Raw genomic sequence first — 15,018 nt, 5'->3', positions numbered from 1 at the left:
GCGGGGCGGCGGTGCTCGTTCAACCGCCGGTATCGACCTGCGCCGGGCCGAAGGCGTCGATCGCCTGGAACAGCCGGGTCAGCGCGTCGCGCTCCTCCGCATCGATCTCCGGCCGCCACACTTCGAACAGCAGCACGACGCGGGTGTCGGCGCTGCGGTTCCACGCCTCATGCTCGATGCTGTCGTCGAAGATCAACATCTCGCCCCTTCGCCAGCGGCGCGTGTCCGCGCCGACGCGTAGCGCGCAATCGTCGGGGGTCAGCAGCGGGAGGTGGCAGATCAGCCGGGTGTTGAGCAGGCCATGATGCGGCTGGATATGCGTGCCGGGCTTGAGCAGCGACCACAAAGCCATCGGCGATCGCCCGGCGATCACCGGCATTGGCGCGAGCGTGAGCGCCTCCATCACTGCCGGGCAGCGCCGCGCATTCTCCGCCACCGGCGCGCCGCTTTGCCAGAAATAGAGCGCCCCCCAGCTGGGATCGTCGCGCAACGGATTGTTGGGGGCCGGGCGATCCGTCCCCGTCTGGACATAGGGAGCAAAGTCCGCCTCCTGCGCCCGCACGGCCTGCAATTCCGCGACGATCGCGTCGGTCATCGCCTCCATCGGCGCGACCCAGTCAAACTCGGCCCGTTCGTAGAAGGTGCGCTGGGGCAGGCCGGGAAAATAGAACATGCTGGGCTGTTGGAGGTACAGGTCGCGCTTGCCCAGCAGCAGGTCGGTGGCATGGGCGACGCGGGGCAGGGGCGGCAGGCCGCGAATTGCCGCGGTCAGATGATCCTCGAACCGCTGGCTGGACTGGGCGACGCTTGCCTGCGCCTTTTGCAGCATCGGCTGGAGCTGCGGCGGCGCGCCGGTGGCGGCCGCCTGCGCCAGCGCCGCGCGGAACCAACTGATGGAACCGCGCTCATCCTCGCGTCGTAGCGCATTGTGCCCCATCGCGAGCAGCGCGGGCAGGTTGCGCATATCGCCATCCAATATGCGCCGCAGCGCGGCGGCCTCGCCATCCAGATTGCCCGCGCGACTATGCGCCTGCGCCATCAGCATGGCGTGCGGATCGGTCATCTCGCCCAGCGCCGCCAATGCCGCCGCCGCGTCGCCGCGCCGCAACGCGCCAATGGCTGCATCGCGCAGCGCCGTTTCTCTTGCTTGATCGCTCATCGCTCCGCCTTATCCGGCGGCGCGTCAGGGCGAAAGCGCCTTATTCGGCGGGCGCGAGGCTTGCCGCCGTCTGTCGCCGGCCCAGCGCCAGAGCAACCAGGAAAATCGCAAGGCCGCCCAGCGCCAACGCGCTGCCGATCCAGCCGGTGGAGACAAGGCCATAGCCCGCCGCGATCGACAGGCCGCCCAGCCATGGTCCCAGCGCATTGGCCATGTTGAAGGCGCAATGGTGCAGCGCCGCCGCCAGCGTCTGCGCCTCGCCTGCCACGTCCATCAACCGCGCCTGCAATGGCGTGCCCAGGCCGCCGCCCATGCCGATCAGGAAGATGTTGAGGCTCAATGTCCAGATATTGCCGGCCATCAGCGGGAATAGCGCCAGCGCGACCGCGCTCCAGAGCAGCACGCCGATCACGGTCGGCCCCTGCGCCCGGTCCGCCGCCCAGGCCGCCGCCAGATTGCCCAGCGTCAGGCCGATGCCGAAGATGATGAGGATCAGCGGCACATAGGTTTCCGACACATGGGTCACGTCGATCATGGTCGATGCGACATAGGTATAGACCGCGAACATGCCGCCGAACCCGACCGCGCCGGTCAGCAGCGTCAGCCAGACCTGGCTTTTGCCGAGCGCCGTCAGTTCGCGCATCGGACTGGCCTTGGGATCGCCCGCGTCGCGCGGAGCGTAGAGCGCCACCAGCGTCATCGTCGCCACCGCCAGCGCGGCGACGACGAAGAAGCCGGACCGCCAGCCCAGCACCTGCCCCATCCAGTTGGCGACCGGCACGCCGATCACCGTGGCGACCGTTAGACCGGACATCACCTTGGCGATGGCAAGCGTGCGCTTCTCGGTCGGCACCAGATTGGCGGCCACCAGCGCCGCGACGCCGAAATAGGCGCCATGGGGCACGCCGGACAGGAAGCGGAACAGTAGCAGCCAGTGATAACCGGGCGACAGCGCCGACAGGCCGTTGGCGAGCGCGAACATCGCCATCAGGCCGATCAGCAGGCTGCGGCGCGGCAGGCGCGCGCCAAAAGCGGCGATCACCGGCGCACCGGCCACCACGCCCAGCGCATAAGCGCTGATCGCATGGCCGGCGGTCGGCGCGTCGATGCCCAGGTCGCGGGCGAAGAAGGGCAGCAAGCTCATCGACGCAAATTCGGTGGTGCCGATCGCAAATGCGCCGACCGCCAGCGCGAACAGGACGAGCGCGGGATTGACCTTCGGTGTAAGCGCGGGCTGGGACGGGACGCCCATGGCAAGCTCCATGCTGCAATGCAAAAAATTAGCGGAAGCCCGGCAAATGGGCGTCGTGACAGCGCTGGTCAACCCTGCATTCGTATGAGTTTTCTGCACCTGCGTCGTCGCAGCCTGCAATCGCACTGCGAAGGCGCTCGCGCTGGATGGCGGATCGGCTATAGGCCGGACGCATGGACATGGGTGGTGAACAAGGAAGCGGCAGGGCTGCGCTGATCGGCACGGGCGCGGTGCTGGCATCGCTTATCTCGGTCAATTTCGGCGCCGCCGTCGCCAAGACGGTATTCCCGCTGCTTGGCGCGGCTGGCGTATCGGCGCTGCGCATCAGCCTGGCGGCGGGCTTGTTGTGGATGTTGCGCAGGCCGTGGCGCAGGCGCGTGCCGGCGGGCGCAGGCTGGTGGCTGGCCGCCTATGGCGCGACGCTGGGCCTGATGAACCTGTGCATCTATCTCGCGTTCGAGCGTATTCCGCTGGGCGTCGCGATCGCGATCGAGGTGGCGGGGCCGCTGGCGGTCGTGCTGTTCGGGTCGCGCCGTCCGCGTGATTTCTGCTGGCTCGCGGCGGCGGTGGCGGGGCTGCTACTGTTGCTGCCGCTCCGCAGCGACGCGCCGCTCGATCCGGTCGGCGTCGCCTTCGCCTGCGCGGCGGGCCTGTGCTGGGCGCTTTATATCGTGGCGGGCAAGCGGGTGTCGGGCGTGGTGGGCGGCGATGCCGTCGCCTGGGGGATGCTGGCCGCGGCGATCCTTGTCCTGCCATTCGGCGTCGCCCATGCGGGCGTGGCGCTGCTCTCGCCGGGCATCCTGCTGGTCGGGCTGGCCATCGCCATCCTGTCGAGCGCCTTGCCCTATTCGCTGGAGATGGAGGCGATGCGGCGCCTGCCCGCCCATGTCTTCGGCCTGCTGGTCAGCGCGTCGCCCGCCGTCGGTGCGCTGGCGGGGTTCGTCATTTTGGACGAGCGGCTGACCCCGCTCCAATGGATCGCGATCCTCTGCATCATGGCGGCGTCGGCCGGCAGCGCCCTGACGGCCGGCCACAAGCCCGCTATCGAAGACGCGCCGCAATAAGCGGCAGCGTTTACCCGCTCACCTGCGCCTGGCTGACGTCCAGCATCTTGCCGTCGGTAATAATCACCATGTCGCCCAGCTTGGTGACGCCGAACAGTTTTTGCGCGAACGCCTTGGGCACGCCGATGCAGCCATGGGTGCCGCGGCCCCATTGCACGTCGCTGCCATGGATGAATACGCCGTCATTGGTCAGGCGCTGGGCGAAGGGCATCGGCGCATTGTCGTAAGTGCGCGAAAAATAGTCGGCATGTTTCGCCATGATCGGGAAGGCGCCCTTGGGGCTGGGCTTGTCGGTCGCGCCATAGAGGATCACCGCCGCGCCGATCTCATAGCCTGCGCGGAACACGGACAAAGTCTGCGCGCGCAGATCGACCGTGATGATGACCGGGCCGGTGGCGGGTGCGCCATTTTCATCCCAGGCATAATCGCCGTGGCGGAACGGGCCGTCGATCTTGAGCACGCGCTTGACCCGCAATGCGCCCGGATCGACCGCCATGCCCTGGTCGCTGCGTCGCTCTACCGGCTTGGCGGGATCGGGGACGGTTGGCTGGGCCTGGGCAGTCGTCGTCGGCTTGGCGTCGTCGCCGGCTGGCCGGTCGATCCAGTGGGTCGCCAGCAGCGCCGCGCCGCCCAGGCCCAGCCCGATCGCCAGCTTAGGTCCGGCGCTTTTCGCCAATGATTTCAGGAAACCCGCCATCGTCGTCCTCATGCCTTCGTGCCGGGCCAGGATAGCGGCAAAAGGTTAATCCTAGCCTTCCCGCGCCACTTCCGCGGCCGCGATCGCGGTCAGGTTCAGGATGCCGCGTGACGTGACGCCGGGCGTCAGCACATGGATCGGCTTGGTCAGGCCCATCAGCATCGGCCCGACCGTGGGCGAACTGGACGACGCCGACAGCGCGGTCAGCGTGATGTTCGCCGCGTCCAGGTTCGGCATGACCAGCAGGTTGGCCGGCCCTTCGAACCGTGAATCGGGGACCAGCCGTTCGCGCAACGCCTGGCTGAGCGCCGCGTCGGCATGCATTTCGCCGTCCACCGCCAGGTCGGGCGCGGCGTCGCGCACGATCTTGAACGCTTTGCGCATCTTGCGCGCGCTGTCGGTATGCGATGCGCCGAAATTGGAATGGGACAGGAGCGCGACGCGGGGCGTCAGCCCGAAATGCTGGAGTTCGGTCGCCGCCAGCAGCGTCATTTCGGCGATCTGTTCCGGCGTTGGGTCGGGCACCATATGGGTATCGGTGATGAACAGCGCGCCCGCGTCCAGAATCAGGCCGGACAGCGCATAGACGCGACTGTGGCCGGGCGTGCGGTCGATGATGCGCAGCACATGTTCGACCTGGCCCCAATATTCGGACCGCCCGCCGACCAGCGCCGCGTCCACCCGTCCGGTCTGCAACAGCATCGCGGCGGTAATGGTCGGGCGGCGATAAACATGGCGCAATATTTCGTCCGCCGGCACGCCGCGGCGGGACGCGACCGTGCGATAGGCCTCGACCAGTTCGCCCATCACCAGATGGTCGGTTTCCGGGTCGATTACCTCGACATCGCGCTCCAGGTCGAAGCTCAGCCCCAGTTCGGGCAGCTTTTGCGCCAGGATGCGGCGGCGCGCGACGATCGTCGGGCGGACGATGCCTTCGTCCAGCGCGTCGCGGATGGCGCGCAGCACGCGGTCGTCCTCACCCTCGCCATAGACGATGCGGCATCCGGTGCCGCGCGCGGCTTCGAACACCGGCAGCATCAACTGGCCCGACCGCGCGCTCTGGCGCGACAGGCTGCGCTTATACTCGTCCAGGTCCAGCGTCTTCTTCGCGACGCCGCTCTCCATCGCCGCCCGTGCGACCGCGACGGCAATCTCGCCGATCAGGCGCGGGTCGAAGGGGGTGGGGATGATATAGTCGGCGCCGAACACCAGCCTGCGCCCGCCATAGGCCTGTGCCACGCTGTCATGCGCGGGCATCCGGGCGAGCGCGGCGATGGCGTCGGCGGCGGCGACCTTCATCGCTTCGTTGATCTGCGTCGCGCCGCAATCCAGCGCGCCGCGGAAGATATAAGGGAAGCACAGGACATTGTTGACCTGGTTGGGATAGTCCGACCGGCCGGTGGCGATGATCGCGTCCGGGCGCACTTCGCGCGCGGCCTCCGGGCGGATTTCCGGCTCCGGGTTGGCCAGCGCGAAGATCAGCGGATTGGGCGCCATCAGCGGCAGCCATTCGGGCTTCAGCACGCCGGGCGCGGAGAGGCCGAGGAACAGGTTAGCCCCCGGCAGCACGTCGGGCAGGGTGCGCGCATTGGTCGTGCGGGCATAGCGCGCCATATTGGGCAACATGCCTTCGCGCCCCGAATGGATCACGCCGTCCTTGTCGGTCATGGTGACATTTTCGACCGGCAGGCCCATCGACACCAGCAGGTCGACGCAGGCGAGCGCCGCCGCGCCCGCGCCCGACGTCACCAGCTTCGCGTCGGCCAGCGTCTTGCCCTGCAACACCAGCGCGTTGCGCACGGCGGCGGCGACGACGATGGCGGTGCCATGCTGGTCGTCATGAAAGACCGGAATGTTCATCCGCGCCTTTAGCCGCGCCTCGATCGCGAAGCATTCGGGCGCCTTGATGTCTTCCAGGTTGATGCCGCCGAAGGTCGGCTCCATCAATGCGACCGCCTCGACAAAGGCGTCCGGGTCGGTCGTGTCCAGTTCGATGTCGAACACGTCGATATCCGCGAATTTCTTGAACAGGACCGCCTTGCCCTCCATCACCGGCTTGGACGCCAGCGCGCCGATCGCGCCCAAGCCCAATACGGCGGTGCCGTTGGAGATGACCGCGACCAGATTGCCGCGCGCGGTGTATTCCATCGCCTTGTCGGGATCGGCGGCGATCTCGATACAGGGCGCGGCGACGCCGGGCGAATAGGCCAGCGCCAGATCGCGCTGGTTCACCATGCGTTTGGTCGGCTCTATGCGGAGCTTACCGGGCTGGGGATAGCGGTGATAGTCGAGGGCGGCGCGGCGGGTGTTATCGTCCATGCGGGCGGCCTTAAAGGCTGTGTTCCGCTAGAGCAACCCAATGCGGTCCCAGGGCGGTGTCGGGACATAAAGTGTAACAAGAAAATCGATGAAGGCGGTGATCGCGGCGGGTGGATTATGCTGCGGCAACTGCACAGCAAACAGGCCGACATCCGCCGATCCCTCATAATCCGGCAGGATCTGCCGAACATCCGCGCGACCCAGCGCCGCGCTGATATCCCAAAGCGATCGCAGCGCGATGCCGCCGCCCGCCAGCGCCACTTCGCGCACCAGTTCGCTGCTGTTGGTGCGGACATGGCTGTCCCCCTCGACCACCACTGGCCCCTTCGGCCCCACCAGCCGCCAGGGCATTTGTCCGTCCGCAGCAAGCAGGCGATGGTTTTTAAGGTCCGCGATGGTCTCCGGCGCGCCGAACCGATCCAGATAGGCGGGCGCGGCGCACAGGATGCGGCGGTTGGTCGCCAGTTGGCGCGCGGTCAGGCCCTGTCCCGGATCGGCGGTGATGCGGATCGCCAAATCCGCGCGGCTTTCCATCAGGTCGGTGAAATCGTCCGACAGATCGACGCTCAGTTCCACCCTGGGATGCGCGTCGATGAAGCGCTGAAGATAGGGTGCCAGATGCATCCGCCCGAAGGATGTCGGCGCGGTGATGCGCAACGGCCCGCTTGCCACCGCCGACGCGCCCGTCACGCGCCGCTCCGCATCGTCCAGCGCCGCCAATATGCTGCGGAGGTCGGCATGGAGCCGCTCGCCCGCCGGCGTCAGCGCCAGCCGCCGCGTGGTGCGATGCACCAGCTTCGCGCCAAGCCGTTCCTCCAGCCTCGCCAGCCGCTTGGACATCATCGCGGGTGAAATATGCAGCCGCCGCCCGGCCGCCGCCAGCCCGCCTTCGTCCACGATCGCAACGAACAGTGCATGGTCGGGGTCCATCATATTCGTTCACCAAAGGAATGACTGTCTTCGTATAATAGCGTATATACGCCATAATAGGAATCGAATAATGTCATTCATGCATTGTCATTCCCGCGGAGGCGGGGATGACGGAACAGGTTGAGGGAATGGCATATGACCGACCGTATGATCGACAAGGCCGGCCTGCAGGTCGCGCAAGAACTGGCCGATTTCATCGACACCCGTGCGCTGCCCGGCACCGGCATCGCACCCGACGTCTTCTGGGCGGGCGCCGCCGCCATCTTCGCCCGTTTCGCCCCCGAAAACGCCGCCCTCCTGCGCAAGCGTGACACACTCCAGGCGCAGATCGACAGCTGGCACGAACAGCGCCGCGGTCAGCCGCATGACGCCGCCGTCTATCAGGCGTTCCTGCGCGAGATCGGTTATCTGGTTCCCGAGCCCGCGCCTTTCGCCATCGGCAGCGAAAATGTCGATGACGAAGTCGCGCGTATGGCCGGACCGCAGCTGGTCGTCCCAATCCTCAACGCCCGCTTCCTGCTCAACGCCGCCAATGCGCGCTGGGGCAGCCTGTATGACGCGCTTTATGGCACCGACGCCATTCCCGGCGCGGCCTCCGGCAAAGGCTATGACGAAACCCGCGGCGCGCAGGTCATCGCTTGGGCCAAGGCGTTTCTGGACGACGCGATCCCGCTGGCGGACGAACGCTGGGCCGACCTGTCCAGCGACGCCATCGTCCTGCGCGATCCGACCCAATATATCGGCCTCAGTGAGAAGGGCCGTCTGTTCCGCCACAATGGCCTGCATATCGAAGTCGTTTTCGACAAGACGCATCCGATCGGCGCGACCGACCCGGCGGGCATAGCCGACGTCATCCTTGAATCCGCGTTGACCGCGATCTGTGACCTGGAAGACTCCGTCGCCGCCGTTGATGCGCAGGACAAGGTCGCGGCCTATGCCAACTGGCTCGGCCTCATGCGCGGCGACCTGACCGAAACATTCGAAAAGGGCGGCGCGATGATGACCCGCGCCCTCAATCCTGACCGCGCCTATACCGCGCCCGACGGCGGCAGCTTCACCTTGCCGGGCCGCAGCCTGCTGTTCGTCCGCAATGTCGGCCATCTGATGACCAACCCGGCCATCCGCCTGGCGCAAGGCGACGAGGCGCCCGAAGGCATACTCGACGGCATCGTCACCAGCCTGATCGCGATTCACGATCTGAAGCGCGAAGGCGGCAACAGCCGCGCGGGCAGCGTCTATATCGTCAAGCCCAAGATGCACGGGCCGGACGAAGCCGCCTTCACCAACCGCCTGTTCGACGCGATCGAGGATATGCTGGGCCTCGCCCGCCATACGATCAAGGTCGGCGTCATGGACGAGGAGCGCCGCACGTCGGCGAACCTCGCCGCCTGCATCCATGCCGTCCGCGACCGCATCGTCTTCATCAACACCGGCTTCCTCGACCGCACCGGCGACGAGATGCATACCTCGATGCAGGCTGGTCCGATGATCCCCAAGGGCGAGATGAAGACCAGCAACTGGATCGCCGCCTATGAGGATCGCAACGTCCAGATCGGCCTGGCCTGTGGCCTGTCGGGCCGGGCGCAGATCGGCAAGGGCATGTGGGCCGCGCCCGATCGGATGGCCGACATGCTGGCGCAGAAGGGCGGTCATCCCAGCAGTGGCGCCAACACCGCTTGGGTGCCATCCCCCACAGCCGCGACCTTGCACGCGACCCATTATCACCGCATCGACGTTTTCGCGCGACAGGAGGCGCGCAAGGCTGAAGGTATCGCGCCGCTCGACAAGTTGCTGACCATCCCGGTCGCGATCGGCCGCAATTTCTCGGAAGCGGAAATCGCGCAGGAACTGGACAATAATGCGCAGGGCATCCTTGGCTATGTCGTCCGCTGGATCGACCAGGGAATAGGCTGTTCCAAGGTGCCCGACATCCATGACATTGGCCTGATGGAGGATCGCGCGACGCTGCGCATTTCCTCGCAGCATATGGCCAACTGGCTGCTCCACGGCATCTGCACGGCGGAGCAGGTCGACGCCGCTCTCCAACGCATGGCTGCCAAGGTCGATGCCCAGAATGCGGGCGATCCCCTCTATCAGCCGATGGCCGGCCGGGAAGCGGAGAGCCTGGCCTATCAAGCTGCTCGCGCCTTGGTGTTCGAAGGCGTCGATCAGCCCAACGGCTATACCGAACCGCTGCTCCACGCTTTCCGCGCGGAACAGAAGGCGGAAGCGCTGGAGGACGCATAAACCACCTCCGTTCGCGTCGAGCGAAGTCGAGAAGTGTCTAGGACGCACTTCTCGTTTCTCGACTACGCTCGAAACGAACGGCTATGGGCTTTTGGGTATATGGCTGCCTTGGCAATCCACCCATGCTGCGTTACGCCCTCCCCGGCGGGCAGCATGGGAGCCATCATGACAATCCTCGTCCATCATCTGAACAACAGCCGTTCGCAGCGCATCCTCTGGCTGCTGGAAGAGCTGGGCGAACCTTATGAAGTCCGCCGCTACGAACGCGACCGCAAGACCATGCGCGCGCCATCCGAACTGCGCGCCATGCATCCCCTGGGTCGCTCCCCTGTGGTGGAAGTGGACGGCCACCGCCTGATCGAAACCGGCGCGATCATGGACTATCTGGTCACCCGCGCCGGTGGGCGTTTCGGCCCGCCCGCCGATGCGGAAGGCGCGATCCGCTATCGCCAATATCTACACTATGCCGAAGGCTCCATGATGCCGCCGCTGCTGGCGCTGCTCATCATCGGCAAGCTCGGCCTGCTCGGCCGCCCCGCGCGCCCGACGGTGCAGAGGATGCTGGACGACCATCTCGACTGGCTGGAAACGGAACTGGCGAGCCGCCCCTATTTCGCGGGCGATGCTTTCACCGCCGCCGACATGATGATGAGTTTCCCGCTGGAGGCCTCCCGCGCGCGTGGCGGCCTGAACGAATCGCGCCCCAATATCATTCGCTGGCTGACCGAAATGCACGCGCGCCCCGCCTATCAGGCCGCCCTCAAGAGCGGCGGTAAATATGCCTACGCCTGACCGCCGCACCCTGCTGCGCTACGCTGCCGCGACCTTCGCCACCGCCGCCATAAGTCCGCGCCTCTTCGCGCAGGAAAAGGCCGCCGAAGCGCTAAAATCCCTCACCATCACCGTCACCCCTATCGGCAAGGCCGAACGCGCCGATCGCCTGGCCCGCGCGCAAAAGGCGATGCAGGCGCAGGGGATCGATGCGCTGCTGATCGAGCCGGGCGCCAGCCTGATCTATTACAGCGGCGTCCGCTGGCACCGCAGCGAACGGCTGACCGCGCTGGTCATCCCGGCTAGCGGCCCGCCGCTGGTCGTCTGCCCCTTTTTCGAAAAACCCTCGATCGACGAATCGCTCGCCATCCCGGCAGAGGTGCGCGTCTGGCAGGAACATGAAAGCCCCTATGCCCCGATCGCCGACTTCCTGACCGCCAAGGGTCTGGCGAAGGGCCGCATCGGCATCGAGGAAACGGTGCGCTATTTCGCCGTCGATGGCCTGAAAGCTGCGCTGCCCGCCGCGACATTGGTAAAAGACCCCGTCACCCGCGCCATCCGCATGCGCAAGACCGCCGCCGAAATCGCCCTGATGCAGACCGCCGCCGACATCACCATGGCCGCTTATCGCTGGACCTACCCGCAAGTAAAGGCCGGCATGGCCCCCGCCGACATCGGCGCGCTGATGAGCGCCGCGACGAAGCAACTGGGCGGGCAGGTGGAATTCAACCTCGTCCTGCTCGGCGAAGCGGCCGCCTATCCCCACGGTTCGGGCAAGCCGCAGGCGGTGCGCACGGGGGAGGTCGTGCTGATGGACTGCGGCTGCACGGTCGAGGATTATCAGTCCGACATCAGCCGTACTTGGGTCCATGGCGCCACCCCCACCGCGCAGCAGCGCAAGGTCTGGAACGATGTATCCCACGGCCAGACGATCGCTTTCGCGGCGGCGAAGCTCGGCGTGCCGGCCGGATCGGTCGATGACGCGGTGCGCGGCTGGTATGAGGCACAGGGCTACGGTCCCGGCTACGCGCTCCCCGGCTTGTCCCACCGCACCGGCCACGGCATCGGCATGGAAGGGCATGAGCCGGTCAACTTGGTCCATGGCGAAACCACGAAACTGGACGTCGGCATGTGCTTTTCGAATGAGCCGGGGCTGTATCTGCCCGGCGTCATGGGCGTGCGGATGGAAGACTGCTTCCATATGACCGCGCAGGGACCGGCGTGGTTCTCGAAGCCCCCGGTCTCGATTGAAGAGCCAATGGGGTAAAGGAATTAACTCTTTTCCGTTCGGGCTGAGCCTGTCGAAGCCTCTTTTCTAGTTCAAGAACTGCGGCCCTTCGACAAGCTCAGGGCGAACGGATGGCGGGACTAATCTGCACAATGAGTCTTTGGCGGCGTTATATAGACTGGATCGACACGGACCTCGGCGATGCTTGGCCTCGCATGAACGGGCTATCCAGCCTGGTGCCGATCATCCCTCTCGGACTCGCAGCGATCGCTGGCCTAATTTTTCACGGCCAAGGCAATCCTCCTTCTACCGCTGAGGTAGTGGTCATTGCTTTCTTGACCTTCTCGCTTTTCGCGATTTGGGGCTGGAGGGTTTATCTGGGAGCCAAGCGCCAAGTCAGACGAATACGCACAGGTGACGCGGATGAGTAAATGCAGCCTCGATGGCTGTTTGAGGCATCACACCAAATTGATCCCCATTCCCAATCGCCCACGACCAAATCCCCCGCTTGTGCGGCGGGCCGCTTCCCACTAAATCGCCCCCATGACCTCGACCAACGACATTCGCCGCTCCTTCCTCGACTATTTCGGGGCCAACGGCCACACCATCGTCCCGTCCGCGCCTCTGGTGCCGCATAACGACCCGACGCTGATGTTCGTCAATGCGGGCATGGTGCCGTTCAAGAATGTTTTCACAGGGCTTGAAACGCGCGCCTACAAGACCGCGACGTCGAGCCAGAAGTCGGTCCGCGCGGGCGGCAAGCATAACGATCTCGACAATGTCGGCTATACCGCGCGCCACCATACCTTCTTTGAAATGCTGGGCAATTTCAGCTTCGGCGACTATTTCAAGGAGCAGGCGATCACCCATGCCTGGACCCTGCTGACCAAGGAATGGGGCCTGCCCGCCGACAAGCTGACCGCCACCGTCTATCACACGGATGACGAGGCGTTCGACCTGTGGAAGAAGATCGCCGGCCTGCCCGATCATCGCATCATCCGCATCCCGACCAAGGATAATTTCTGGGCGATGGGCGATAGCGGTCCCTGCGGTCCCTGTTCGGAAATCTTCTACGATCATGGCGACCATATCTGGGGCGGCCCGCCCGGCAGCCCGGAGGAGGACGGCGACCGCTTCGTCGAAATCTGGAACCTCGTCTTCATGCAATATGAGCAGGAAGCCAACGAGATCGTGTCGGAACTGCCCAAGCCGTCGATCGACACCGGCATGGGTCTGGAGCGGATCGCCGCCGTTATGCAGGGCGTGCATAACAATTATGACACCGACACGTTCAAGGCGCTGATCGCGGAATCCGGCGCGATCACTCGCACCGCGACCGACGGCGAGCATCAGGCCAGCCACCGCGTCATCGCCGATCACCTCCGCTCGACCAGCTTCCTGATCGCGGATGGCGTGCTGCCCGCCAACGAAGGCCGCGGCTATGTCCTGCGCCGCATCATGCGCCGCGCCATGCGCCATGCGCACATCATCGGCGCGAAAGACCCGCTAATGTATCGTCTGGTTTCGTCGCTCGTCTCGGAAATGGGCGGCGCCTTCCCCGAACTGGTCCGCGCCCAGCCGCTGATCGAGGAAACGCTGCTGCGCGAGGAAACCCGGTTCCGCAAGACACTGGAAAACGGCCTGCGCCTGCTGGACGAAGCCACCGCCGATCTTGGCGAAGGCGCGACCCTGCCCGGCGAAACCGCGTTCAAACTCTACGACACGTTCGGCTTCCCCTATGACCTGACCGAGGACGCGCTGCGCACCCAGGGTCTGTTGGTCGACCGCGCCGGTTTCGACGCCGCCATGGCGGAGCAGAAAGCCGCCGCCCGCGCCGCCTGGAAGGGGTCGGGCGAAAAGGCGTCGGACGAAATCTGGTACGACATTGCTGAAACCTTCGGCACGTCCGAATTCACCGGCTACAGCGGCACGCAGGGCGAAGGCGAAGTGCAGGCCATCGTCAAGGACGGCGTGCGCGTCGATAGCGCCACAGTCGGCGATACGGTCGCGATCATCACCAACCAGACGCCTTTCTACGGCGAAAGCGGCGGCCAGAATGGCGACGCAGGCAAGATCACTTCGCTGGGCGGCCTCGTCGCCGACGTAGCGGACACGTCCAAGCCGCTGGGCCGCCTTCACGCGCATCAGGCGACGATCAGCGCAGGCAGCGTCAAGGTCGGCGACACCGTCCAGCTGACGGTCGACGTCGAACGCCGCGACCGTATCCGCGCCAATCACAGCGCCACCCATCTGCTCCACGCTGCGCTGCGCAAGGAGCTGGGCGGTCATGTCACGCAAAAGGGCAGCATGGTTGCGGCCGAGCGCCTTCGCTTCGATTTCTCCCATCCCGAAGCCCTGACCCATGCGCAGATCGCCAAGGTCGAGGCGGATGTGAACGCCCAGATCCGTCATAATGACGAGGTCACGACCCGCCTCATGACGCCAGACGACGCGATCGGCGCGGGCGCAATGGCGCTGTTCGGCGAAAAATATGGCGATGAAGTCCGTGTCCTCTCCATGGGGAAGGGCGACGAGCATCATTATTCAGTCGAACTGTGCGGCGGCACCCATGTCCGCGCGACCGGCGACATCGCCTTGTTCAAGATCATATCGGAAAGCGCCGTCTCCAGCGGCATCCGCCGGATCGAGGCGCTGACCGGCGAAGCTGCCCGCCTTTGGCTGGTCGATCGCGACGACAAGTTGCGCCAGACCGCTAATGCGCTGAAGACCTCGCCGGATGAGGTGCCCGCCCGCATCGCCGCGCTGGTCGAACAGAGCCGCAAGCTGGAGCGAGAACTGGCCGAAGCGAAGAAAGCGCTAGCGTTGGGCGGCGGCGGTTCCGCCCAAGCTGCCGGCCCCGAACAGGTCGGCGCTGTCAGTTTCCTCGGCCAGGTCATCGACGGCCTGGACCCCAAGGAACTGCGCGGCATCGTAGATGGCAATAAGAAGACGCTGGGCAGCGGCGTTTCCGCGATCGTCGCCGTGGTCGATGGCCGCGCCACCATTGCGGTCGGCGTGACCGACGATCTGAGCGCCAGCATCAGTGCCGTCGATCTGGTCCGCGTGGGTGTCGAAGCGCTCGGCGGTAAAGGCGGTGGCGGCCGTCCCGATATGGCACAGGGCGGCGGCCCGGATGGCGACAAGGCGGCGGCGGCGATCGACGCGGTCAAGGTAGCGCTCGCCAAAGTGCCGGCCTGATTCGGGACGGGTGACGACTTTATCCTCGCTCGTCGCTTCAAATGGCATCGCATATCAAATAACGGGTGAGGCCGCCGAATATCATGGCCTCATCTCGTTGCGTTGTTTGCCGGTCCGCTTTTTTCTGCCATTGTCCTGACCTTGCATGAACCC

Annotated in this window: 10 protein-coding genes; 5 read left to right on the top strand and 5 right to left on the bottom strand. The window is 65.7% G+C overall.

The genetic code is table 11. The features are described 5' to 3' along the window. Window positions 1-19: 19 nt before the first annotated feature. Together CEQ44_RS15015 and CEQ44_RS15010 are read right to left on the bottom strand one after the other, a co-directional pair. Window positions 20-1,159: an aspartyl/asparaginyl beta-hydroxylase domain-containing protein gene (locus CEQ44_RS15015; protein WP_088185288.1), complete on the bottom strand. Its 1,140-nt coding sequence runs from the start codon at window positions 1,157-1,159 to the stop codon at window positions 20-22. A gap of 40 nt (window positions 1,160-1,199) precedes the next feature. Next, window positions 1,200-2,423, bottom strand: a complete 1,224-nt coding sequence (locus CEQ44_RS15010; RefSeq protein ID WP_373438205.1) for an MFS transporter — start codon at window positions 2,421-2,423, stop codon at window positions 1,200-1,202. A 161-nt stretch (window positions 2,424-2,584) separates the two neighbouring features. Here CEQ44_RS15010 and CEQ44_RS15005 point away from each other — a divergent pair, with 161 nt between their 5' ends. Next, window positions 2,585-3,475, top strand: coding sequence for a DMT family transporter (locus tag CEQ44_RS15005; protein ID WP_254913689.1), 891 nt, complete (start codon window positions 2,585-2,587; stop codon window positions 3,473-3,475). 10 nt (window positions 3,476-3,485) lie between these two features. Here the strand turns inward: CEQ44_RS15005 and CEQ44_RS15000 are convergent, their stop codons facing one another. Genes CEQ44_RS15000 through CEQ44_RS14990 form a run of 3 tightly spaced genes read right to left on the bottom strand, consistent with a single transcriptional unit; the run spans window position 3,486 to window position 7,424 of the window. Further along, a complete protein-coding gene (locus CEQ44_RS15000) occupies window positions 3,486-4,172 on the bottom strand; it encodes a L,D-transpeptidase family protein (RefSeq protein WP_088185298.1) in 687 nt (228 codons plus the stop codon). 51 nt (window positions 4,173-4,223) lie between these two features. Then, the gene (locus CEQ44_RS14995) at window positions 4,224-6,491 is read right to left on the bottom strand and encodes an NADP-dependent malic enzyme (protein WP_088185287.1); all 2,268 of its coding nucleotides are present in this window, start codon (window positions 6,489-6,491) and stop codon (window positions 4,224-4,226) included. 27 nt (window positions 6,492-6,518) lie between these two features. Beyond that, window positions 6,519-7,424, bottom strand: coding sequence for a LysR family transcriptional regulator (locus tag CEQ44_RS14990; protein ID WP_088185286.1), 906 nt, complete (start codon window positions 7,422-7,424; stop codon window positions 6,519-6,521). Between the two features lie 132 nt (window positions 7,425-7,556). Here CEQ44_RS14990 and CEQ44_RS14985 point away from each other — a divergent pair, with 132 nt between their 5' ends. From CEQ44_RS14985 to alaS, 4 genes are all read left to right on the top strand, one after another. Continuing rightward, window positions 7,557-9,668: a malate synthase G gene (locus CEQ44_RS14985; protein WP_088185285.1), complete on the top strand. Its 2,112-nt coding sequence runs from the start codon at window positions 7,557-7,559 to the stop codon at window positions 9,666-9,668. Window positions 9,669-9,833: 165 nt separating this feature from the next. Further along, the gene (locus tag CEQ44_RS14980; RefSeq protein ID WP_088190823.1) at window positions 9,834-10,460 is read left to right on the top strand and encodes a glutathione S-transferase family protein; all 627 of its coding nucleotides are present in this window, start codon (window positions 9,834-9,836) and stop codon (window positions 10,458-10,460) included. After that, window positions 10,447-11,706: a Xaa-Pro peptidase family protein gene (locus CEQ44_RS14975; RefSeq protein WP_088190825.1), complete on the top strand. Its 1,260-nt coding sequence runs from the start codon at window positions 10,447-10,449 to the stop codon at window positions 11,704-11,706. Before CEQ44_RS14980 ends, CEQ44_RS14975 begins: the two co-directional genes overlap by 14 nt. Before the next feature lie 504 nt (window positions 11,707-12,210). Next, the gene (gene alaS, locus CEQ44_RS14965) at window positions 12,211-14,865 is read left to right on the top strand and encodes an alanine--tRNA ligase (protein ID WP_088183881.1); all 2,655 of its coding nucleotides are present in this window, start codon (window positions 12,211-12,213) and stop codon (window positions 14,863-14,865) included. The last annotated feature ends 153 nt before the right edge of the window (window positions 14,866-15,018 follow it).

It is taken from the genome of Sphingobium sp. Z007 (genome assembly GCF_900013425.1).
Classification (GTDB): domain Bacteria; phylum Pseudomonadota; class Alphaproteobacteria; order Sphingomonadales; family Sphingomonadaceae; genus Sphingobium.
Note: the sequence above shows the minus strand (reverse complement) of the source record. Positions and strands in the feature narration are given on the sequence as shown.

Excerpts from the sequence above, each read along its gene's own strand:
- CEQ44_RS15015 (WP_088185288.1), bottom strand. The coding sequence starts at position 1,159 with ATGAGCGATCAAGCAAGAGAAACGGCGCTGCGCGATGCAGCCATTGGC.
- CEQ44_RS15010 (WP_373438205.1), bottom strand. The coding sequence starts at position 2,423 with ATGGAGCTTGCCATGGGCGTCCCGTCCCAGCCCGCGCTTACACCGAAG.
- CEQ44_RS15005 (WP_254913689.1), top strand. The coding sequence starts at position 2,585 with ATGGACATGGGTGGTGAACAAGGAAGCGGCAGGGCTGCGCTGATCGGC.
- CEQ44_RS15000 (WP_088185298.1), bottom strand. The coding sequence starts at position 4,172 with ATGGCGGGTTTCCTGAAATCATTGGCGAAAAGCGCCGGACCTAAGCTG.
- CEQ44_RS14995 (WP_088185287.1), bottom strand. The coding sequence starts at position 6,491 with ATGGACGATAACACCCGCCGCGCCGCCCTCGACTATCACCGCTATCCC.
- CEQ44_RS14990 (WP_088185286.1), bottom strand. The coding sequence starts at position 7,424 with ATGATGGACCCCGACCATGCACTGTTCGTTGCGATCGTGGACGAAGGC.
- CEQ44_RS14985 (WP_088185285.1), top strand. The coding sequence starts at position 7,557 with ATGACCGACCGTATGATCGACAAGGCCGGCCTGCAGGTCGCGCAAGAA.
- CEQ44_RS14980 (WP_088190823.1), top strand. The coding sequence starts at position 9,834 with ATGACAATCCTCGTCCATCATCTGAACAACAGCCGTTCGCAGCGCATC.
- CEQ44_RS14975 (WP_088190825.1), top strand. The coding sequence starts at position 10,447 with ATGCCTACGCCTGACCGCCGCACCCTGCTGCGCTACGCTGCCGCGACC.
- alaS (WP_088183881.1), top strand. The coding sequence starts at position 12,211 with ATGACCTCGACCAACGACATTCGCCGCTCCTTCCTCGACTATTTCGGG.